The organism is Bacillus ectoiniformans, assembly GCF_016908875.1.
Taxonomy (GTDB): domain Bacteria; phylum Bacillota; class Bacilli; order Bacillales; family Domibacillaceae; genus Bacillus_BX; species Bacillus_BX ectoiniformans.
Map to the genome: position 1 here is coordinate 38,008 of NZ_JAFBES010000010.1, position 21,467 is coordinate 59,474.

General features: G+C 42.6%; 19 protein-coding genes. 3 read left to right on the plus strand and 16 right to left on the minus strand.

The genetic code is table 11. The features are described 5' to 3' along the window. Window positions 1–43: 43 nt before the first annotated feature. The 5 genes from JOC78_RS12875 to JOC78_RS12895 are packed head-to-tail and all read right to left on the minus strand — an operon-like array spanning window position 44 to window position 5,163. Complete coding sequence (locus JOC78_RS12875; protein ID WP_204556536.1) at window positions 44–745, minus strand: alpha/beta fold hydrolase; 702 nt, start codon at window positions 743–745, stop codon at window positions 44–46. Beyond that, window positions 742–1,917 carry an acyl-CoA dehydrogenase family protein gene (locus JOC78_RS12880; RefSeq protein WP_204556537.1) on the minus strand — a complete coding sequence of 392 codons (1,176 nt, stop codon included), beginning with the start codon at window positions 1,915–1,917 and terminating at the stop codon, window positions 742–744. The genes JOC78_RS12875 and JOC78_RS12880 overlap by 4 nt, the downstream gene beginning before the upstream one ends. Then, window positions 1,914–3,494, minus strand: coding sequence for a long-chain-fatty-acid--CoA ligase (locus JOC78_RS12885; protein WP_204556538.1), 1,581 nt, complete (start codon window positions 3,492–3,494; stop codon window positions 1,914–1,916). The genes JOC78_RS12880 and JOC78_RS12885 overlap by 4 nt, the downstream gene beginning before the upstream one ends. Window positions 3,495–3,542: 48 nt before the next feature. Beyond that, window positions 3,543–4,385, minus strand: coding sequence for a 3-hydroxyacyl-CoA dehydrogenase NAD-binding domain-containing protein (locus JOC78_RS12890; protein WP_239587158.1), 843 nt, complete (start codon window positions 4,383–4,385; stop codon window positions 3,543–3,545). 13 nt (window positions 4,386–4,398) lie between these two features. Next, window positions 4,399–5,163: an enoyl-CoA hydratase/isomerase family protein gene (locus tag JOC78_RS12895; RefSeq protein ID WP_204556539.1), complete on the minus strand. Its 765-nt coding sequence runs from the start codon at window positions 5,161–5,163 to the stop codon at window positions 4,399–4,401. 261 nt (window positions 5,164–5,424) lie between these two features. On the opposite strand from JOC78_RS12895, the gene JOC78_RS12900 reads away from it, so the two are divergent. Next, entirely contained in the window at window positions 5,425–6,246 is an 822-nt protein-coding gene (locus tag JOC78_RS12900) for a hypothetical protein (protein ID WP_204556541.1), read from the plus strand. 20 nt (window positions 6,247–6,266) lie between these two features. On the opposite strand, the gene JOC78_RS12905 is transcribed toward JOC78_RS12900, so the two are convergent. The 8 genes from JOC78_RS12905 to thpR form a co-directional block, all read right to left on the minus strand. Beyond that, window positions 6,267–7,067: an enoyl-CoA hydratase/isomerase family protein gene (locus JOC78_RS12905; protein ID WP_204556543.1), complete on the minus strand. Its 801-nt coding sequence runs from the start codon at window positions 7,065–7,067 to the stop codon at window positions 6,267–6,269. Window positions 7,068–7,173: 106 nt separating this feature from the next. Then, window positions 7,174–8,547, minus strand: coding sequence for a sigma-54 interaction domain-containing protein (locus JOC78_RS12910; protein ID WP_204556545.1), 1,374 nt, complete (start codon window positions 8,545–8,547; stop codon window positions 7,174–7,176). Between the two features lie 35 nt (window positions 8,548–8,582). After that, window positions 8,583–9,680, minus strand: coding sequence for an enoyl-CoA hydratase/isomerase family protein (locus JOC78_RS12915; RefSeq protein WP_204556547.1), 1,098 nt, complete (start codon window positions 9,678–9,680; stop codon window positions 8,583–8,585). A gap of 249 nt (window positions 9,681–9,929) precedes the next feature. Next, complete coding sequence (trmB, locus tag JOC78_RS12920) at window positions 9,930–10,571, minus strand: tRNA (guanosine(46)-N7)-methyltransferase TrmB (RefSeq protein WP_204556549.1); 642 nt, start codon at window positions 10,569–10,571, stop codon at window positions 9,930–9,932. A 197-nt stretch (window positions 10,572–10,768) separates the two neighbouring features. Next, window positions 10,769–11,545, minus strand: coding sequence for a phosphotransferase family protein (locus JOC78_RS12925; protein ID WP_204556551.1), 777 nt, complete (start codon window positions 11,543–11,545; stop codon window positions 10,769–10,771). A 202-nt stretch (window positions 11,546–11,747) separates the two neighbouring features. Further along, window positions 11,748–13,889 carry a type I pullulanase gene (gene pulA / locus JOC78_RS12930; protein WP_204556553.1) on the minus strand — a complete coding sequence of 714 codons (2,142 nt, stop codon included), beginning with the start codon at window positions 13,887–13,889 and terminating at the stop codon, window positions 11,748–11,750. Window positions 13,890–13,903: 14 nt separating this feature from the next. After that, the gene (locus JOC78_RS12935; RefSeq protein ID WP_204556555.1) at window positions 13,904–14,902 is read right to left on the minus strand and encodes a nuclease-related domain-containing protein; all 999 of its coding nucleotides are present in this window, start codon (window positions 14,900–14,902) and stop codon (window positions 13,904–13,906) included. A gap of 13 nt (window positions 14,903–14,915) precedes the next feature. Further along, window positions 14,916–15,461, minus strand: coding sequence for an RNA 2',3'-cyclic phosphodiesterase (gene thpR / locus JOC78_RS12940; RefSeq protein ID WP_204556563.1), 546 nt, complete (start codon window positions 15,459–15,461; stop codon window positions 14,916–14,918). Between the two features lie 172 nt (window positions 15,462–15,633). Here thpR and cysK point away from each other — a divergent pair, with 172 nt between their 5' ends. Beyond that, window positions 15,634–16,566, plus strand: coding sequence for a cysteine synthase A (gene cysK / locus JOC78_RS12945; protein ID WP_204556564.1), 933 nt, complete (start codon window positions 15,634–15,636; stop codon window positions 16,564–16,566). A 233-nt stretch (window positions 16,567–16,799) separates the two neighbouring features. Here the strand turns inward: cysK and pepV are convergent, their stop codons facing one another. After that, window positions 16,800–18,236: a dipeptidase PepV gene (gene pepV, locus JOC78_RS12950; RefSeq protein WP_204556566.1), complete on the minus strand. Its 1,437-nt coding sequence runs from the start codon at window positions 18,234–18,236 to the stop codon at window positions 16,800–16,802. Window positions 18,237–18,626: 390 nt separating this feature from the next. Between pepV and JOC78_RS12955 the strand changes: the two genes are divergently transcribed. Next, entirely contained in the window at window positions 18,627–18,848 is a 222-nt protein-coding gene (locus JOC78_RS12955; RefSeq protein WP_204556568.1) for a DeoR family transcriptional regulator, read from the plus strand. 52 nt (window positions 18,849–18,900) lie between these two features. Here the strand turns inward: JOC78_RS12955 and JOC78_RS12960 are convergent, their stop codons facing one another. Next, window positions 18,901–19,632, minus strand: a complete 732-nt coding sequence (locus JOC78_RS12960; protein WP_204556570.1) for a pseudouridine synthase — start codon at window positions 19,630–19,632, stop codon at window positions 18,901–18,903. Between the two features lie 165 nt (window positions 19,633–19,797). Continuing rightward, the gene (locus JOC78_RS12965; RefSeq protein WP_204556572.1) at window positions 19,798–21,426 is read right to left on the minus strand and encodes a putative polysaccharide biosynthesis protein; all 1,629 of its coding nucleotides are present in this window, start codon (window positions 21,424–21,426) and stop codon (window positions 19,798–19,800) included. Window positions 21,427–21,467 lie beyond the last annotated feature (41 nt).

Sequence of the window (21,467 nt, forward strand, 5' to 3'; positions counted from 1 at the left end):
GATTCCTGGCTCGAATAGACTGATCGCCGCTTTTAAAGGCTATTTATACCGTTTGTTTTTGCACATGCTGAACGAAATCCATTAACTCTTTCGCGAACATTTCCGGCTGTTCAAGCATAATGTAATGCCCGGAAGCTGGAATGCGAACTAAATTCAGATCTGGACACACCGCTTGGAGAGCTTCGGCAGCATTTGGAGGCAGCAGCCGATCCTCTTCTCCTAAAATGGCGCACACAGGAATCGACAGGGAAGCTATCGTCTCTTTTCCTTCCTTATATTGATCGCAAATTTTAAAGTCGGCATAAGCAATCTCGATTGGACACTTGTCGAGCTCCTGCCTCTCTTCCTCTAACAGCTTCTCACTTGTTTCTTTACTGTAAGATGCTAAAAATAATGAGTTCGGAAATTCACCAGAGGCTAATCGCTGAAGCATTTTTTCGTGTACCGGCAATTCATAGAAACTCGCCGCGAGCACCACCCCCTTCACCTTTTGGTTTCTGGCTGCCAGTTCCAAAGCGATCAAGCCCCCCATGGAATGCCCGATGACCACTGTATCCTCTTGAATCGTTCGATCTAAATAAGCCGCATAATCTTGGACTGACGTAATCACATTGCATTCATTCTCCCCATGCCCAGGCAGATCAATCATTTGACTGCCAGCCGTATCCATATACTGGGCTATTGCCCTCCATTTACTTTTCGTCCCGCCAGCGCCGTGAATAAAAAGAAGCTTCATCTCGTTCATGCATGCCCTCCTAAAATCGTTTTTGCGATGACTAATCGCTGAATTTGATTCGTTCCTTCATATATTTGTGTAATCTTTGCATCTCTCATCATTCGTTCCACAGCATACTCTTGAATAAATCCGTACCCTCCTAACAGCTGAACCGCATCAGTCGTCACCTTCATCGCCACGTCAGATGCGAATAGTTTGGCCATAGAAGAAGCGCGCGTCAGTTCCGGATTCTTTCCGGTCGCTGTCAGATCATTCACTTTTGCTGCAGCTCGGTAGACAAGTCCGCGCGCTGCTTCAATTTGCGTGGCCATATCAGCCAGCATAAACTGAATGCCTTGAAATGAAGCAATATTTTTCCCAAACTGTTCTCTTTCCTGCACATAGGCGAGTGCCGCATCATACGCTCCTTGTGCAATTCCAAGCGCTTGTGCGGCGACAGTAGGCCGCGACTTATCAAATGTTTTCATCGCAATCAGCCAGCCGTCACCTTCTTCCCCAATCCGGTTTTCAGCTGGAATTCGGCAGTTTTCAAAATAAAGCTGTGCAGTCGGTGATCCTTTAATGCCCATTTTCTTCTCTAGTTTTCCAATATCAAAACCAGGCGTGTCTTTTTCTACGACAAAAGCTGTGATGCCATTGTCCGTCTGGGCAAATACCGAATAGACACTTGCCACTCCGCCATTGGAAATAAACATTTTTTGCCCATTTAAAATATAAGAATCTCCTTCTCGTACCGCGCGGGTTTTTAAGCTTCTGACATCTGATCCGGCATTGGGTTCCGTCAATGCATACGCAGCCACCTTTTTTCCAGCAGCCAAATCTGGCAGAAACCGTTTCTTTAACTCATCGCTTCCTCCAATCATAATCGGCAAAGAGCCCAGTTCCTGAACGACGGCTACTTGAGAAGAGGAAGCACAAACGCGGGAAATTTCCTCGACAATTAAACAAAAGCTTAATAAATCTAACCCAGCCCCGTTATACTCTTCGGGCATATTAGCTCCAATGTACCCATACTCAGACAAGAGAGCTAATATATCCATTGGGTATTCTGCTTCTTCGTCTATTGCCATTGCCCTCGGCTTGATTTTCTCCTGAGCCAGCCTATGGATTTCCTGTTGGATTTCTTGATGCTCTGGTGATAAATCAAACAGGTTGAGCGTCTGTTCTTCTGCAGTTTTCATTTAACTTCCTCCTCACTCATGGCAGCTAATTGATTGACAAGAACGAACTTTTGCAGCTTTCCGCTCGTCGTTTTTGGAAGACTTGCCACCATATGATACTCTCTCGGTCTCTTATACTTCGCTAATCTTTTTCCGTCTAACAAAAATTGATCCAGCTTCTCTTTCGTTAACTGGCTTCCTTCTTTTCCAACCACAAACGCGACGACCACATGACCCCATTCCGAATCCGGCTTTCCAATAACTGCCGCTTCAAGAACTTCCGGATGCTCAAGCAGCCGATCTTCCACTTCCCTCGGATACACATTTTCCGCGCCGGAATTGATCATATAATCCATCCGGTCCTTGATCCAGATATAGCCTTCCTCATCTTTATAACCCATGTCACCGGTATGGTACCAGCCATAGGCGAGTGCCTTTTCTGTTGCTTCTAAACGATTATAATAGCCATTCATCATGCAAGGCCCTTTGACTAAAATTTCTCCCGTTTCGCCAATTTGGCATTCGTCTTTCGGATCTGTAGGACTGCCATCTTCTTGCAGTCTGGCAATCTTAAGCTGATGTGTTAAAATCGCTTTGCCGGCAGAACCCGCTTTTCTTAGCTGGTCATCCGCGTAGAGAACGCTCATAACAGGCCCCATTTCCGTCGTTCCGTACATCTGCACAAGAGCCGCACTTGTTTTTTCCTGGAATCGTTCAATCAGAACCGGGGCCATAGATGCTCCTCCGTATCCTAAAAGACGCAGTGCAGAGAGGTCGTACTTTTCAAAGTTTTTGACATTCAGCAGCATATTCACCATCGTCGGCGCTGCAAACAAATGAGTAACCTTTTCTGCCTCAAGTGCTTCCATCACTCTCTCTGCTTCAAAGTGGTGCATAATGATGTTTGTCGCTGCCACCATGACCCTTGGCAAGAACGATGTATGCAATTCTGCCGTATGATTTAACGGCGCAACCGACAGTCCAATGTCCTCTTTATTCAATCCCATGCACTCAATCATCAGGAAATTATGATGAATCATATCCCGATGTGAATGAACGACGCCTTTCGGACGGCCGGTCGTTCCGCTCGTATACATCATGATGTAAATATCGTCTTCTGTAACAAGCACTTCAGGCTCTGTCGTGTCTCCTTTATTTGTCAGCTCATTGAAATCCAGAGAACCTTCAGGCGTTCCTTCATCTGTAAAAATGTAATGATCAACGTTTACGCCTAGCTGGATCGCGTCTCGGACGATCTCCTCCGTGCTTTTTTCGTAAAGCAATACTTTCGTGCGGGCGTCGTTTACGATAAACTGCAGCTCGCTTGCCGTTAACCGGTAATTAATTGGGTTAAACACTGCTCCAATCTTCGCTGAAGCAAAGAGTGCGACAACAAATTCACTCGTATTGTAGAGAAAGGTGGAAACCGTATCTCCTTTTTTCACGCCCAGCTGCATAAGGGCCGAAGCAAACCGATTGACTAAAGCATCCAATTCAGAAAAAGTAAATTGCTGATTTTTTTCTCTATAAATCAGTGCTGGTTTATCAGGATAGTTGTGAGCGGACCATTCAATTACCTCACCTACCGTTGTGCTCATTCTCCTGCCTCCCTTTTATTCATCTTTTCCAGTGGACCCGGCCGGCCTTTAATATTCGTAAAATCCTTTTCCTGTCTTTCTGCCTAAGTGCCCTGCACGAACCAATTTGCGCAATAGCGGAGCCGCCCGGTATTTAGAATCCTGTGTCTCTTCATACAAAGAATCCTGCACGAAAAGAAGTGTATCCAGACCAATTAAATCCGCTAAAGCTAACGGACCGATCGGGTGGTTAGCCCCAAGCTTCATGCCTTTATCAATATCTTCAGCACTCGCTACCCCTTCTTGTAACACGAAGACCGCTTCATTGATCATCGGCACTAAGATCCGGTTCACTGCGAACAGCGGCGATTCCTTCACATCGATCGCTTCCTTGCCAAGCGACTCTACTAGCTGTTTAGATGTCTGATACGTTTCCTCGCTAGTATCGTAGCCTCTGATCAGCTCTACTAATTTCATCACAGGCACAGGATTGAAAAAGTGAAAGCCCATGACTTTTTCAGGATTCGTCATGACACTGGCAATCTCTGTGATGCTGAGTCCTGATGTATTGCTGACAATCAACGCGTCTTCCTTCACCTCTGCGTCGATTTTTTTAAAGATGTCTTTTTTCAATTTCATGTCTTCACTGACCGCTTCAATGACACAATCCGCATCAGCAAGCATTCCCCACTCCGTCGATGTGGTCAGCATAGATTCATATTGATTCTTTTGCTCTTCATCCAATCTTCCCTTTTCAATAGCACGGCTCCAATTTTTATCCAGCTGTTTCAAGCCGCGAGTGAAATATTCCTTCTCCTTTTCAATCGCCACAACTTCATACCCTGCTTCCACACATACTTGCGCAATACCTGATCCCATTGTGCCAAATCCAATCACTGCAATCTTCTTCATAAAAATTTCCTCCTTATTTTCCGATAAATTCCGGTCTTCTTTTTTCAAAAAAGGCGGTAACACCTTCATTTTTGTCTTGTGTCATACAAATGTCTGCAAATAGCTTTGCTTCAAGTTTCTGTCCCTCCGCGAGCGGCATTTCCATTCCTTTTGTCACAGCTTCCTTCGCTTTTTGGACCGCTATTGGACCTCTAGACGCAATGACGGCTGCAAGCTCCATCGCTTTGTCCATCACATCACCTTCGACGACTTCTTCAATGAGGCCGCATCTCAATGCTTCATCAGCCGAAAGGAATTCACCCGAGAAGATCATTTTCATCGCTTTGCCCCTGCCGATCAGCCGTGGAAGCCGCTGTGTCGCTCCATATCCTGGGATAATGCCCAGCTTCACTTCCGGAAGGCCGAATGTTGAGTTAGAAGTGGCGAGACGGATATCACACGCTAGAGCCAGTTCAAGTCCTCCTCCGAGTGCAAACCCGTCAATGGCAGCAATGACCGGCTGCCCTAAATCCGATAGCCGATTAAAAACCGATTGCCCTCTTAAACAAAGCTTTTCTCCCTCTTCAGGCGTCAATTCTGGAAATTCTTTAATATCAGCGCCTGCGACAAATGCTTTCGTCCCTGCCCCATGGATCACTATGACACTTATAGTCTCATCGACTTGTAAAATCGCTTCTTCTAAACTATTAAATACTTCTTTATTTAATGCATTCACTGGCGGAGAGTCGATCGTAATAATCCCCACTTGATTCTTTTTTTCTAATCGAACTGTAGACATATAACCCCTCCTGCATTCTTGTTTGTTATACACTTACTATTGCAAGAGGCGTGCCAACAGAGGAAACCTTTATTTATTGGTTTTAGAAAAATAATGTGTTTCCATAAGAAACAGAAACCGTCTCTTTTAGAAACACTCGTTTCTTTAAGAAACAGCTTTTTCATTTTTATTGAATGACGTTCACAAAGAGAATATAATGGATGAATAATCTAAATTTTCAAACTCCATTACAGTGAATGGAGTTGACAAGGGGTTGTGTGGATGGAGATTTTTTCTTTAAGCGGAACAAGCGGAACTGGCAAGAGCACCAGTGCTTTATCTTTTGCTTACAAACATAAAATACCGGCGATTATTGATGATGGCTTATTGATCGTCAACGGTCAAAAAGTGGCAGGAACTTCTGCTAAATTTGAGAAGAACTCTCTGACTGCTGTGAAGAGAGCGACTTTTTTTTATGAAGACCATAGGAAAGAAGTACAAGCAGCCATTCAACATTTCTTTGTCAGCAAAATTCTCATCATCGGCACGTCAGATCGGATGGTGAAGCTGATTGCAAGCCGGTTAGAAATCGGAGACATTCAGCACATTTATCACGTAGAGGACGTTAGAACGTCCAGTGAAATCAAGATTGCTCAATTTGTCAGAAGAACAGAAGGAAAGCATGTCATCCCCATTCCATATAAACAAGTCGAACAGAACTTCTTTAAAAAGCTTGTTCAGCGCGGTGTAGAGATTTTTTCATCCAAAAAGGAACGCATCGGAGAAACAACCATTGTCCATCCCGACTTTCACCGCGGAGCGATCCACATTCATAAAAAAGTGTTTAAAGACCTCACTGAATCCAGCTGCTTATCACATAAAGAAGTCGAAGAATGCCAGTTAAACCAAATGAGTATGACCGGTCTTCCGGTGATCAAGGTGACGTTGACGCTCGTTTATCCAATAGCAGAAAATATCTTTGAACTGACCAAGAGAATTCAGGAACAGCTTCAAGAAGACTTCCTGCGCTACTTAAGTATTGAACTCGAGTCGATTCATATCAGCATTCAAATGACAGCAAAGAAAAAGAAACTCGCTCAATGAGTGAGTTTCTTTTTCTTTGCTTATACCTGCGTTCTCCTGGCAAACTGAGGAACTCTTTTCTCCACAAACGCATGAACACCTTCAGGAAAATCATGCTCATCTACAAATGAAGACTTCCCGCTCCACATGTCCGGCACACTGTTGATGCACTCACTGACCGATTGTTTAATTGCAAGCAGCGATGCTGGTGACTGGGAAGCCACGAGTTTCCCCATTTTAATCGCATACCGGTCCAGATCCGCTTCTTTCACTAAGTAATTCAGCATGCCTAAACGATGCGCATCTTCGGCTTTCAAGACGCGGCCCGTGTAGACTAAATCCTTTGCTAAACTCGGACCGATTAAATCTACGATCCGCTTGGCGAATTTATTATTTAACGTAATGCCAAGCTTGCCGACTGGAATGCCGAGCCTGGATTTCTCTGAACCAATTCGAATATCACAGGCAAGTGCTAATTCTAATCCTGCACCCATCGCCGGTCCGTTAATGACTCCGATCGTTGGGATGGCCAAATTTTCAAAGGTAGAAATGGCTTTTTCCATTAATACGAAGGCATGCTCCGCTTCTTCTAATGTGATTTGGCTAAACTCTTGAATATCAGACCCTGCTGTAAACTGCTCTCCTGCCCCCCTTAACAAAACAACTTTATTCTTAGGATTATCCAGCACCTGTTGGCCAATTTCCGATAATTGGTTCCACATATTAGCCGTCAATGCATTTCGTTTTTGTGGGCGGTGAATCGTAACAATAGCTAACCCAGCCGTTTCTTGAAGAGTGATCTTTGCTTGTTCTGCTTCCATTCGGTTAATGTTTACTTTCATAGTCATTCGCCTCCAATGTTATTTTCATGAAAAATTCTCTTCATCCCTAACTAGTAATGCAAAGCTCGTGCCAATCTCTATTAAAACAGTACCGACTGTCTCGCAATTAAAAGATTTGATATTTTTTCAGTTTCGCATAAAATGATTTTCTGCTGATTCCTAGAGTTCGAATGGCTTCTGTCTTGTTTTTGCTGTTTTTTAGTATAAATTCTATATGATCTTTCTCAGTTTGCTCTAACAGTTCAGACAATTTTATCGAATTTGGTTCTAATGTAGTTGCCATTGTTCTTGGTTGATAGGGTGCTGATTCTTCATGGGGTATGTTCAAAAAGAAATGATCAGGAAGGTCCGACAGCCTTATAAAGGAATTCGTGCATACCGCCACCATTCTCTCTAACACATTCACCAATTCCCGCACATTTCCCGGCCAGTCATATTGGCTTAATCGAGTCATGACCTCGTCCTCTAATCTGACATGTTTGCCGTATTTTAAACAGAGCTCATTGAGAATATTGCGCGTAATATATTCGAGATCTTCCTTCCTCTGTCTAAGAGGCGGAATATGAATCGGAACGACATTGATTCGATAATACAAGTCTTCACGGAATTCACCGTTTCTGATCATGTCACTTAAATTCCGGTGAGTCGCACAAATAATTCGGACATCGAGCGGGTAAAACTTCGTGCCGCCCACTTTCTGAAACTGGCGCTCTTGAATCACTCGCAGCAGCTTAGACTGCATGTTTAATGACATTTCCCCAATCTCATCGAGCAAGAGCGTGCCGCCGTTCGCCATTTCCAGCAACCCTTTTTTACCGCCTTTTCTGGATCCCGTAAATGAACCTTCTTCATAGCCAAACATTTCACTTTCAAACAGAGAATCCGGGATGGAAGCAATGTTAATCGGAATATAGGGCTGACTGTTCCGGTGACTCGCCTCATGAATTCCTTTCGCAAATACTTCTTTCCCCACCCCGCTTTCTCCATACAGCATGACTGTGGCATCCGTCCTGGCAATCTTTTTAGAAAGCCTGACTGCTTTTTGCATGTCTTCTGCTCTGCTTTCTAACTTGGAAAAGTTTCTACGGTCTAACTGCTCCCGCAGCTGCAGAAGATCTTCCTTGTATTTCGTCAGTTCTTCCTGCAGATTCGTCACTTCTGAAATATCCTTCATAATTGTAACAGCGCCAATCATTTCGCCATTCTCCATCAGCGGAGTAATATTGGCGCACACATCTTTCTTTAATGAATGGACATAACTGCAATCGTTAATTAGAGGTTTGCCGTCTTTAATAACAGATAAAATTCTGGCATCCGCCTCAATGTCAGTCAATTTTCGGCCGATAATCTTTTTAGCCGGCACAGCAAATTGAGTAGAATACGCCTGATTCACATAAACGATCGTACTATCTGTTAAAATAACGATGACTGCATCATGAAGAGACTCTAAGATAGACAATAAATGTTTCTCTAGCCTCATAAGACCTCTCCTTTACAAGCACCGGGACTACTTCTTTACTCTGCAGCTGTTTTGTATGAACAAAGCGGATTTCCTTCTGGCCAGTGCTCTTTGAAATATTGCTCTACATATGTATCGCTGATTTCCGATAATTCTTTTGGATTCCAATTCGGCGCATGGTCTTTATCTACAAGCACGGCTCTTACCCCTTCAAAAAAGTCATGCTGACCCATGAATTCAATGGCCATTTCCAGCTCCATTTCAAAGCATTCCTTCATCGACTTCGTTTTTCCTCTCTTGATTTGTTCCATTGTTACCTTTAAGGAAGTTGGCGATTTCTTTAGAAGTGTATTCCTCATCTCCTCAGCCCATTCATCACCCGCAGCTGCAGCCGAACCTAAAGAATCTACAATCTCCTCAACCGTATCGAAGCCGAAGTGCTCTTTTATTTTCTGGGGGTTTAATGTTCCGGTTAAAGATTCGTCTGCCTGAGACACATCTTGAATTAGGCGCTGCAGCTGACCTTCGACATCAGCTGACTTCCAATCCCCATTTTTAATTTTCTCTTCAAGCTCAGTCCATCTTTCACTGTTTATATAATAATCAGCTCCCCCAATATCCAGTAAATCTTTTGCCGTAATAACCGAAGCTGATAAGGCTAAATAGAGAGCCATCTCTCTTGGAAATTTATTGAGAAAATAGCTGGCGCCGACATCTGGAAAGAGCCCAATATTTTGTTCCGGCATGGCCCATTTCGTCTTTTCAGTGACGATTTTAAATGAAGACCCTGCTGCCATTCCAACTCCGCCTCCCATGACAATCCCATTCATATATACAAGTACCGGCTTCGGATATTCATGCACCAGCATGTCCATCTTATACTCGCTGGAAAAGTATTCTTCTGCGAATGTTTTATCACCTGACATGGACTGTTCCCGAAGCGTCCTTACATCTCCACCTGAACAAAAAGCTTTTTCTAACATGCTTTTCATGCAGACTAATTGAACTTCTTCATCGTTTTTCCATTCTTTCAGCTGCTGATAAATACTTTTAACCATACCTAAAGACAAGGCATTCAACGCCTTGGGACGATTTAATATAATCCAGCCTACTTGATTATTCACTTCAAATAGCACTTCCTGTTGACTCGTCATTGAAATATCCTCCTATGAAATAAATAGAATTTTCTGTATTTATTTAGTATACCATATTCACAGCGGTTTGCACTGAAGCGATGAATAATTGAAAAGGGCGACTATGAATCATAACTTCTGCCAAAATAGTTATTCCAACAATACCAGTTATGAGAAATCAACAGACACAATAGAAACGAACACAAAAAGACGGACTCGAAAGATCCCGTTTATCCGGGTCTTGCAAGTCCGCCTCTATGGACGAGCTGATTATACTCTGAATTTTGCTTCTGAGCGATAGATGCGCTGGCCTTTAGAAGAGAATTTCTCTTCATATTCTGTCATAATGTTTCCTTCATAGTCGCTATTATGCAGGTCTAAACTAACGAAGGTTAATAACATTCCATACTCGGAAAAACTTTGAAGAGAGTATTCAAACAAACCTTGGTTGTCTGTTTTAAAATGGATTTCTCCTCCTGACGGCAGAATATCTTCGTAACGCTTCAAGAAGGTTTTATACGTCAGACGGCGTTTCGCGTGGCGCTTTTTAGGCCATGGATCTGAGAAGTTTAAATAAACTCTGTCCACATCGCCTTTCTGAAAATAATCTGTTAAATCTTCCGCGTTGACATTCAATAGCTTCACATTCGGAAGCTCTGCTTCAATTAATCGTTCTAATGCTGTAACGATCACGCTTTCAAACAGCTCAATTCCAATATAATTAATATGGGGATTCGCTTTGGCCATTTCAGTAATAAACTGTCCTTTGCCTGTCCCTACTTCAATGTGAAGCGGCTGGTCATTTCCAAACGCTTCCGTCCACTTGCCTTTATATTCTTCCGGATTAGGAATTACGTAGTGCGGGTGATCCGCAATCAATTCCTTCGCCCATGGTTTATTTCTTACGCGCATGATGACACCTCATTTTAAAATTTTCGTTCAAACCATACCATGACTATCTAACAGTTGCAAGATAATTTTTGACAGCATCAGCATTCAAGAAAAAAAGGAATCCACCACTCGGCGTGAATTCCTTTTCCGCTATAGATCTACTCACTTCAGCAGCTGATGCTCCTCAGATTCGTGTCAGGACAAGTATTGTGCTGATGTCAGAAGAAAAAACGATGCAATTCAGCGAGCCTTTTATTCATTTCGTGAAACCGGTTAGCTTCTTTGTTCCACTGAGTAGACAGCAAGACTTGGGCGAGCATGTACCATTGCATTCTCAATTTTAAATGCGGAGTCATTGTAAGCCCGTACTCCAACAGCCAGCTCTCCCATTGGTCTTCTTCCACATACTCATGCAAAAGCATGCCTAAATCAATCGCCGGATCGCCAATCATCGCTCCGTCCCAGTCAATCAAAAAAAGCTGGTCATCATCAGACAATAGCCAGTTATTATGGTTCACGTCACTATGGCATACCACATATTCTTCATGCTGAATATCTGACAGATGATCGGACATGAATTGAAAGGCCAGCATCACATCAGGGTGGGCTCGGAGTTCTTCATCCATTCGGTCCTTTAGCTCTTTCAACATCATCGCAGGCTGAAAATTCTTCTTCCCGAGTCTTTCAAGCATAGATAGGAGCGGTTGAGAAGAATGAATCTTGCTCATTAATTTGGCCACCCGGCTTTGCCCCATTTCTTTAGGGTGCAATTCCCGGCCATTCAGCCAATGCTGAGCTGATATAACATCACCGTTTTCGAGACGCTTTGTCCAAATCAGCTTCGGGACAATCCCCTCCGCAGACAAAACAGCCAAAAAGGGAGAAGAATTTCTTTTTAGAAATAGCTGCTGCCCATCGTGTCTCGCTACATATGCTTTTCCCGTTGCTCCGCCGGCAGGGGTGATTTTCCATTCTGTCCCTAATAAATGTTCCAACTTTATTCACCTACATTTTTGTTTAGCTGCAACTGTTCATTTCAGAAATTAAAAAAGACAGCTATCGAACATATAAACAATAGCTATCTCTTATCAGTTCATTCGAGCGATTAAGCTTAGCACTTTTCGTCTTATATTCACTATATTTTAACACGAAAGTTTAAATTTCGCCATCATTCGTAAATAGACACGCCTTTTATAATCAACGTACACAAATATAACAGGAGATGGGCTCTGCATCAAGGAAATCTTCAGCCTCCCCCAATACGGTAGTGCCTGCTTGAGTGCTGTCGGCAATGATCTTCCAGGCGGATGATCGTTTCGGCAGAGCGATTCTAGCCTTTTCATCAAACGGATGAAAAACCAACAAAATTTCAAGCCACTCACCGTAAGACTGAACATTTCCAAACAGCATAATCAGCGGACCATGATCACCTGAACATTTGACAAGATGACGACGGATGCTGTCTGCGTCTCTTAGGCGGAACGCTTGATGGCTTTTCCGAATAGCAATCATGCCCTTGATGTATTCAACATTCTCTCTGTTATCTTCGAGACGGTTCCAATCGAGCTGATTGATTTCGTCTGAACTGGCATAGCTATTTTCTACGCCATGTTTCGTCCGAAAGAATTCCTGTCCGCTATGAAGGAAAGGAATTCCCTGCGCCATTAAAACCATCGATGTGGCCAGCCGCTGACGCTTTTTATTCTTTTCTGATTCACCAGGAAAGCAAGCTTCAAGCTTATCCCACATCGTGTAATTATCGTGAGATTCCACATAATTGATCGTTTGATCTGGCTCATTAAACAGCCCCGCATGACCTTTCAGCCCGACACTCCCGGCTGCCACTTGAAAAGCATCTTGACACAATGTTTCTCTCCCTAATGCATAGCCAAGATCATATAAATTAAAGGTGCTTCCTTTAATTGCATCCCTAAACCAGTCATTAAATTGGGCAATGCCAGCGAGCTTTCCTTGATTATGAATATTGGCTTTGTCTTCTTTAGGAAGCGGTGTATTTAAATCCCAACCTTCCCCAAGCAGGATGGTGTCGGACTTGATCGCCCGTACTAACGCCTTCGCTTCATTCATTGTGCGTACATCGAGAATGCCCATTAAATCAAATCGAAAGCCGTCCACATTATAGGCAGTCAACCAGTATTCAAGTGAATCTAATATAAACTTGCGGGCCATCCTTCTCTCTGAAGCAAAATCATTGCCAACTCCTGTGCCATTTGAAGGCCGGCCGTGGTGATCATGCCTGAAGAAATATCCCGGTACAATTCGTTCAAATGCGGAGGTTTCTCGAATATAGACATGATTGTACACAACGTCCATGATCACGCGGATTCCTTCTTTATGAAGCTCCTCGACCATCGTTTTCAATTCCACAATCCGACAATAGGCATCTGATGGGTCCGTACTGTAGCTGCCTTCTGGCACATTGAAGTATAATGGATTATATCCCCAGTTATAACTTGCTCTGGGCAAATTGTCTGACACCCCAAAAAAATCATTAAACGGAAGCAGTTCTAGATGAGTAATTCCGAGCTCCTTTAAATAGGCGATACCGGTTTTCTGATGATAACGGCCAGCGGCTTCCTTTTCCGTCAGCGCTAAATACGTTCCTTTTTGCTTCATTCCGCTATCAGGGTGAATAGAAAAGTCTCTTATCGAAGCTTCATAAATAATCGCATCAAGCGGCGAAGAAAGTGGAGGAAGATCATGACGGGGTACTTTGCATTTATTCTGATCCACAACCCTAGCCCATTCACTGTGAAGAGAAACAGATTGTGCGTAAGGATCTACTGCTTCCTGCCAAGTTTTATTCACTCTCAGCTTGTATTGATAGAAGGCGCCATCAAAGTCACCGTCCGCCTTTAGGCGATACACTCCTTTATCTGTCCGCTGCATCTGATAATAATCGACTTTGCTGCTTTCTGTTTTCTTTATCTTTACAAACACTTCCGTCGCAGTCGGAGCCCATAAATGGAAAGCGGTAGATGCAGAGGTATAGAAGCTTCCTAAATCTTTTCCGTTATAATAAAAAAGGTCATCAAATTCCTGTGACCGGATCACCGCTCCCATTTGCAGGTCGGTGCGCATTCCCCGTTCATCGGTCACGATATGCTGAACGCCGAATTCAGGCATCATGGAGGTACGGCATGAATATTTTACATATTGATCCATGTGAATGGTTTCAATCACTTCTAGCAGTATGAGTTCATCTGGAGCTTCAAGAAAAAAATGCTGTTCTTGACCCTTGTAATCATCAACCGGAAGAATGATTGTAATTAAATGCAGTCCATCTAAATACGCATGAAATGGCCGAGTGTGAATCATAGTAGCACCTCTTTTCAATTCCTTTCTTGATCTTCTTCATGTAAAAAAAGAAAGGTATCCCCTTCCTCCCATTCTGGACGGCGGACGCTTGTCGTTTGTGCATAGGCCAGTAAGCTTTTTGCTGCTTTCAGCTGAGCTGTTTTGAGAGGGGATTTTAAATTCCGCAGTTGAGTAAACCAGCTTTCAAACCGTCTTTCGTCAATCAGGTGCAGATCTTGGGGAGCGCTTGGATAATCTAGAAAGCCATTTCGGGAAATGATTGCTTTCTTAATTGGCAATTCTACATCATTCAGACGAAACAGCTGCCTGACAAGAGTCTCCATCCTGTTTAAAGACAGCACAGGGCTCAGCACACGGGATTGAATATCTCCTGTTCTCTTTCCCCAAAAACGCTCCTGGGATCCTATATACACCGCTTCGTCCTCTTCTTCTAAAAAAGTCACACACCAGACGGCTGTAGGCGTAATCAGAAGGATGTCTAATTCAACAGGGGCGTTTTTGAATTTAAAGATCGGTTCATATAAAACTAAAAACGTGTCGGGGAACCTCTGGAGCAGCAACTTTAATCGTTCATCTCGAAAGTATTTATAATCAATATATGATTTTTCAGTTAAAGTGGAGCTTGCCCACTTCACTTGAAATTTAAGCATTTCATCTAAAAAATGCTGTTTCAGTTCATTTTCATGAGCCACTGATTGCGAATCGATTTGAAACAGCACTTCTTCTTTGTCTGGTACTGTTTCTGCCTCATCCGCTTGCTCAGCATCCTCGGCAGAATCTTTTTGAAATAGTGACTTAAATTTTTGAAACATGCCAGCTGGCTCTTCTTCACTTAGCTCCCATTCATCGGTCGTGTCCGGCTGCAGAATCTCTACTTGCCACTTCTGTCTTTCCCACTCTTTGAGAACCTTTTCCCATTGCTGTTTCTTTAACCGTACAAAACGGGATGGATACCGGTACACATCCGTTTCATACCGGGAAATATAATCTTGAAGCTTAATTAATTGTGCCATCCTGATAATCCTTTCAATTGTTTTTCAAATGAAAAACAACTTTTTCTTCATATTTTGGCGTGCGGTTTAGATGAGTTTGATATAAGACGACCTTGTTGGCGTCAAATGTGAGAGCGGCTGGAAATGTCACTTCCCCTTGAAACTCCGCATCTCCCATCCACTTTCTAGCTAAAGTAATATGAGGGCGAAATGGTTTTTGATCTAATGGAATCCCCGCTTTTATGCATGCGCCGGCAATTTGACGCTGCAGCTCATCAAGCTTTGGTTCATCGTGAACACCTGACCAAAAAATTCTTGGTGTTTTCTTGCTCCCGAATGTTCCAAACGATTGAATGATAAGCGGAAAAGATTGAACTTCTTTAAGAATTTGCTCCGTATATGTAAGTGCCTGTTCAAGTGCGTCTGGATCGGCATTTCCTAAAAAAGCAAGTGTAATATGGTAATCCTCTGGGTGAACGGAGCGTCCAAAAGGTAATTGAAGATCTTGAAAGTATTGCGATAAGGCTTCTTTCACAGATGCTGGTAAACCAAGGGCAAAAAAATAATGAGTCTGGCTCATATTCAGAACTCCTTCACCGAATCATTTTAATCATATTTTACCAAACTCCATGCCGCTTGAACAATTTTCATTTTAAAAACGCAATTCACTATGTATTGATTGGATTAATGTGAATTATTATGATTATAATAGAGAAAGATAATAAGCTAATTTTAAATGAAGGGAAGAAATCGTGATGAAACTTGTCAATAATATTGCCGAATTAATCGGAGATACACCTCTTGTTAAATTAAACAGATTAAATCCTGAAGATGGTGCCGATGTATACATTAAGCTGGAGAATTATAATCCGAGTAAAAGTGTAAAGGATCGTGCTGCCTTTAATATGATCATTGAAGCGGAAAAAGCAGGCCTTTTAAAACCAGGAGCGACGATTATTGAACCAACTAGCGGCAATACAGGGATCGGCCTAGCTATGAACGCTGCTGCAAGAGGCTATAAAGCGATCCTCGTTATGCCAGATACGATGACAAAGGAACGGATTAATATATTGAAGGCTTACGGAGCAGAAGTTGTGCTGACTCCTGGAGACGAAAAAATGCCTGGTGCCATTAAAAAAGCCGAAGAATTAGGAAAAGAGATCCCAGGCAGCTTTATTCCCATGCAGTTTGATAACCAAGCAAACCCGGATGCCCACCGAAAAACCACGGCTCTTGAGATCGTGGAAGCTATGAAAGAAATCGGCAAAAATTTAGGTGCTTTCGTCGCAACCGCGGGAACGGGCGGAACCATTACAGGAACGGGCGAAACATTGAAGGAACATTTCCCGGATGTACTCGTCCATGTGGTTGAGCCGGCTGGTTCACCGGTCCTATCAGGAGGAAAACCAGGCAAACATAAATTAGTCGGCACAAGTCCCGGCTTCATTCCTAATACACTGAACGAAAAAGTATATGACTATATATACAAAATTGAAGACGAGCAAGCTTATGACATTACACGCCGACTCGCCAGTGAAGAAGGCATCTTAGTCGGGCCATCCTCAGGAGCCGCCTGCTACGCTGCCATCCAAACAGCCAAAACCTTAACAAAAGACGACATCGTCATCTGCATAGCCTGCGACACAGGAGAACGATACTTATCGACGGATGTATTTCAATACTGAAATGCAAAATGGGCTCGTTCAGGAGCGACAGGCAAATAGGCTGGCAGAAATGAATAATATCAACAATGTTGGACGCTTATCAGCAACTTTTGAATTTTATCAGCAACTTTCACCAACTTATCGGCGACTTTTGAATTTTATCAGCAACTTTTGAAATATATCAGCAACTACCTAAACAACTGCACTCCTGCACTAAAAAACCGGAAAGCTCTCGCTTTTCCGGTTTTTTCATTTTATTCTTGATCGTCACAAGCCAACTCATAGAGCGCTTGCGCATATATAGCTGTAGCTTTCAGCAAGTCTTCCACATACATATATTCATCTTTTTGATGAGCCACATCGGAACGGCCCGGAAACAGAGCGCCATACGCCACACCGGTTTTTAAAGACCTTGCATAAGTGCCTCCGCCAATGGAAAGCAATTCTGCTTTTTGCCCAGTTTGATCCTCATAGACTTGAGCCAATGTTTGAATGAACGGGTGATCCTTCTCAACGTGATGCGGATCACTATTATCAAAATTAGATATGATAAATCCTGTTTCTTTCAAAAGCTGCTCTAATTTTGCCTTCTTCTCTTCAAGCGGATAAGTGACAGGGTAGCGCATATTGACGCCTAGCTTCCCGCCTTTACTTGAAGAATAAGACATAACACCGATATTCACTGTCAGCTCGCCTGTGATGTCATCTTGGTAGTGCATATTTAATTTCTTCCCGCGTGACTCATTCACTAAATATTGTGAGACAAATTGAAAATACTCCGCCGCTTTTGGGTTTAAGCTTCTTTGTGATAAAAACTCGGCTAAATAAAGTCCCGCGCTTTTTCCTAAGTCCGGTTCCATTCCATGAGCAGATACGCCGATCATTTCAAGAATTAAGTACCCATTATCAATATGATATCGTCCATCTAATCCGCTATCTTTTAAATACTCATTATAAGCCTGAACAAACTCGGTCTGGCCTTTCTGAACAATAATCGTCGCTTTCGCATAATCAGGCACCATATTGTACCTTCGGCCTGATTCGAAGGACTCCACTTCCACTTGAGTGAAACTCTCTTTATTTTCCTTCGCCGAACCCGACACTTGAACGATATCAAAGTCAGCAATTCCTTTTTCAGCGTGGATGATCGGGAAGTCAGCATCCGGTGCAAACCCTACAGTCGGCATTTCTTCGGTTTGAAAATACCGATCCACACAGCGCCAGTTGCTCTCTTCATCCGTTCCAATAATCATTCGAATTCGTTTGTTAAAAGGCAGGTTTAGTTCTTTCACTATTTTCATCGCATAAAAGGCTGCCATAGTCGGACCTTTATCATCAATGGCTCCGCGGCCAAAGATTTTTCCCTCTTTGATCTCACCGCCAAACGGATCAACTGTCCACCCGTCACCGGCAGGCACAACATCCACATGACAAAGCACGCCAATTAATTCTTTTCCCTCACCTAACTCTAGGTGCCCGGCGAGATTATCTACATTTTTCTTAGCGAACCCTTCACGGATGCCAATATCAAGCATATAATCAAGTGCCTCTCTCACCTCAGTGCCAAGTGGCGCAGCTTCATTTCCCTGACTTTCATTAAGCACACTTTTAATGCGAATTAAAGATTGCAAATCGCGAAGCAGGTCATCTTTTCTACTTTCAACTTCCTTCATCCAGTCAATCTTTGCCACTGTTCATTCTCCTTTAACTAATTACTCTATGCTTTATTGTAAATTATGATGACTAAAATAATATTTTTTCTATTTTATTGTTGATTTACCCATTTTTTATTATAAAGGAAATTTTTAAAATTTTCTCATAAACACTTTAATTTCTACGATTTTGGCATGATTTTTATTAAATTGGGGTAAATAATAAGTAAATCTAGTGAAAATTGAATTGTTTTTCTAGAAAAACTAAAAAAAATGAGGTAAAATACAATTGTCAGACTTCTTAAATTATTTGAAAAGGAGTTGTCTGCGGCATAAGAATTACATATGTTGAGAAAAGAGATCTCTTTCTCTCATTTAACCGCCGTCCGTTGTAAATTGCCTCTGGAAAAAAGATGAGGGAGTGGTTTTTTGAAACCTTCAACCAATCGGATGCTAAACAGAATCAAATCGGTCTACATGTTCATTAAAGAAAATGGGACTGTTTCCACTCAGGAAATCGTTGATGAATTTGGCATCACTCCTCGCACCATTCAACGCGACTTGAATGTGTTAGCCTATAACGACTTGGTCATCAGCCCAAGCCGCGGCAAGTGGACAACGACAGAAAAAAAGGTTCGAATGACTTCTTAACACAACTGGAATTTCTTTGCCCCCCGCTAATTGATAACGGGGGATTTTTTATTTAACTGTTTACATCGGTCACTTGATAGTTTTTCAGCTGATCCAGTTCTTCTTCCGTCAGCTCACGGTATTCTCCTAGTTCAAGCTCTTCATCTAATTTCAACGGTCCCATAGAAATTCTCTGCAAATATACAACTCGCTTCCCTACGGACTCAAACATCCTTTTCACTTGATGAAACTTGCCTTCCGTAATGGTTAATTCAATATCGGAACTAATTCCGCTTTTTAAGATCTTTAAATGTCCTGGCTTCGTGACGTACCCATCGTCTAGCGTAACACCTTGCTTAAACGCATCTATATCCTTTTCGGTTACCTCACCTTCAATGACTGCAAAGTAGGTTTTTGGCACATGCTTTTTAGGGGAAAGCAATTGATGGGAAAGCTGTCCATCATTCGTTAAAAGCAATAACCCTTCCGTATCTTTATCTAATCTTCCCACTGGAAATGGCTCGAACACCGCATCTTCCATAGAAAGCAAATCAACGACTGTTTCCTCTCGCTTATCTTCGGTCGCTGAAATGACTCCCGGCGGCTTGTTCATTAATAAATAAATGAATTCGCGGTAATGTATTTCTTCACCATTTAGAATGATTGTATCTGCATATGGATCCGCTTGTGCTTTTCCATCCTTTTCTACTTGTCCATTCACGGTCAGTCCGCCGCTCTTAAGCAATTTCTTTACTTCCTTCCGGCTTCCGTACCCTAGGTTTGACAAAATTTTATCTATTCTCACGCTTAATATAAACCTCCAATAACAGATGCTTCAAAGTCGAAGCTCTATCTTTAATGTATAAGTAGGCTATCACGAAACGGATGAAAAGGAAATATTTTAGCCGTGGAAGCCCATTAAAAAAGACAGAACCTCTTATGAGAAGTTCTGCCTTGAAATTATTCACATTTATCCTTGTCCCTTGACTGGGATCTTTAACTTGCGCTTAATTTTATCCAGCCGACTGCCAAGCAATAGATCTAATAATCCTGCACGCAGACTTAAGAAGAAGTAGATGCCGGCTCCGACTGCTGCACATATGGCAATCATCATGATCGCTTGAATCTTACTGTCTGCATTTAACAGCGGAGTAAGCAGGGTGTATAGTCCGTACACCGCCACGGCCATAATGAAATTAAACAAGGTGATCTGCAGAATTCTTTTCATGACCGATCTCAAGGAATAATCAGCATAGTGTCTGATCACCAGCAGATTAATGATAATCGAGGCCCCATAACCTATGGCTGTGGCATAAATGGCTCCTTCTGTCTGAAACAATTTAATCAGCGGAATATTTAAGACTAGCTTTAAAAGGATCCCGACCAGCAAACTGAAAACAGTAAAACGCTGTTCGTTAATCCCTTGCAGAATCGCAGCTGTTACCGAGAATAAAGCAAACAGAATGGCCACTGGCGCATACGTTCTTAATACATCTGTTCCAAGAGCGCTGTGCTCATAAAACACCGTGTAAAACGGTTCTGCAAGCAGCGCAATGCCAACCACTGCCGGCACAGTTAAAAAGAGCAGGACTTGAAAGGTTTGATCTAATTGTTTTCTCACTCTCCCAGGCTCTCCAGAAACAAACGAACTGGTCACCATCGGCACAAGTGTCATGGCAAAAGCAGTCGCTAAAGAAACTGGAATAATGACAAGCTTTTGCGTATTAAAATTTAATACACCAAATGCGGTATCTGCGATTTTCGCTTGGCCAATCTCACTCATTGCCCGGTTAAATGTCGTCATATCTACAAATTGATAAAGAGGAATCGCAATTCCAACAAATATAAATGGAATAGCATAGACAATAATTTCTTTATAAATATCAACTAAGGATATTTTCACAGTCCCTTTATCTTCTTTAAGCAATGCATCAAAATGTTTCTTACGTTTGATCCAATACCAGAATAGCACCAATAAGCCGAAGATCGCTCCAATAAATGCAGCGAATGTAGCTACGCCAATCGCATGAACAACCGTACCTTCTAGTACATAGATGACAACGTAGGCCCCGCCGAGCAGGAAGATAATGCGGGCAATCTGCTCGACCACTTGTGAAACAGCCGAAGGCCCCATTGACTGATGCCCTTGAAAAAATCCGCGCGTCAGGCTCATGAACGGTACAATGATTAAGGCAAAGCTGACCGCTCGAATCACACTTGCTACTTGGTCTACTGTATAAATTTGTTCGTCACTGCTGATCACTAATCGTGCCAGGTTTTCGGAAAAGAGATACATAATAAGGAATGCGAAGAATCCGGTCAGTGTCATCATCACAAGACCCGACCTAAAGAGCCTTCTCCCTACCTCATACTCTTCAATCGCGTTATACTTCGCGATGAACTTTGAAACGGCCAGCGGGACACCGGCAGTCGCGATACTAATGAAAATCGTGTACGGAACATAGCCGTACGAATACAGCGAGGTCGCTTCCTTGCCGACAATCGCGTAAAATGGAATGACATAAAATAGGCCTAAAAATTTTGAAATAAATGTACCTAACGTTAATATAAATGTGCCTCTAATAAGCTTTGAAGACATAGTAATCCCTTTCTTCATGGAGCTGTTTTCTTTTTCAAACG

Excerpts from the sequence above, each read along its gene's own strand:
- JOC78_RS12875 (WP_204556536.1), bottom strand. The coding sequence starts at position 745 with ATGAACGAGATGAAGCTTCTTTTTATTCACGGCGCTGGCGGGACGAAA.
- JOC78_RS12880 (WP_204556537.1), bottom strand. The coding sequence starts at position 1,917 with ATGAAAACTGCAGAAGAACAGACGCTCAACCTGTTTGATTTATCACCA.
- JOC78_RS12885 (WP_204556538.1), bottom strand. The coding sequence starts at position 3,494 with ATGAGCACAACGGTAGGTGAGGTAATTGAATGGTCCGCTCACAACTAT.
- JOC78_RS12890 (WP_239587158.1), bottom strand. The coding sequence starts at position 4,385 with ATGAAGAAGATTGCAGTGATTGGATTTGGCACAATGGGATCAGGTATT.
- JOC78_RS12895 (WP_204556539.1), bottom strand. The coding sequence starts at position 5,163 with ATGTCTACAGTTCGATTAGAAAAAAAGAATCAAGTGGGGATTATTACG.
- JOC78_RS12900 (WP_204556541.1), top strand. The coding sequence starts at position 5,425 with ATGGAGATTTTTTCTTTAAGCGGAACAAGCGGAACTGGCAAGAGCACC.
- JOC78_RS12905 (WP_204556543.1), bottom strand. The coding sequence starts at position 7,067 with ATGAAAGTAAACATTAACCGAATGGAAGCAGAACAAGCAAAGATCACT.
- JOC78_RS12910 (WP_204556545.1), bottom strand. The coding sequence starts at position 8,547 with ATGAGGCTAGAGAAACATTTATTGTCTATCTTAGAGTCTCTTCATGAT.
- JOC78_RS12915 (WP_204556547.1), bottom strand. The coding sequence starts at position 9,680 with ATGACGAGTCAACAGGAAGTGCTATTTGAAGTGAATAATCAAGTAGGC.
- trmB (WP_204556549.1), bottom strand. The coding sequence starts at position 10,571 with ATGCGCGTAAGAAATAAACCATGGGCGAAGGAATTGATTGCGGATCAC.
- pulA (WP_204556553.1), bottom strand. The coding sequence starts at position 13,889 with ATGATTCACACTCGGCCATTTCATGCGTATTTAGATGGACTGCATTTA.
- JOC78_RS12935 (WP_204556555.1), bottom strand. The coding sequence starts at position 14,902 with ATGGCACAATTAATTAAGCTTCAAGATTATATTTCCCGGTATGAAACG.
- thpR (WP_204556563.1), bottom strand. The coding sequence starts at position 15,461 with ATGAGCCAGACTCATTATTTTTTTGCCCTTGGTTTACCAGCATCTGTG.
- JOC78_RS12965 (WP_204556572.1), bottom strand. The coding sequence starts at position 21,426 with ATGTCTTCAAAGCTTATTAGAGGCACATTTATATTAACGTTAGGTACA.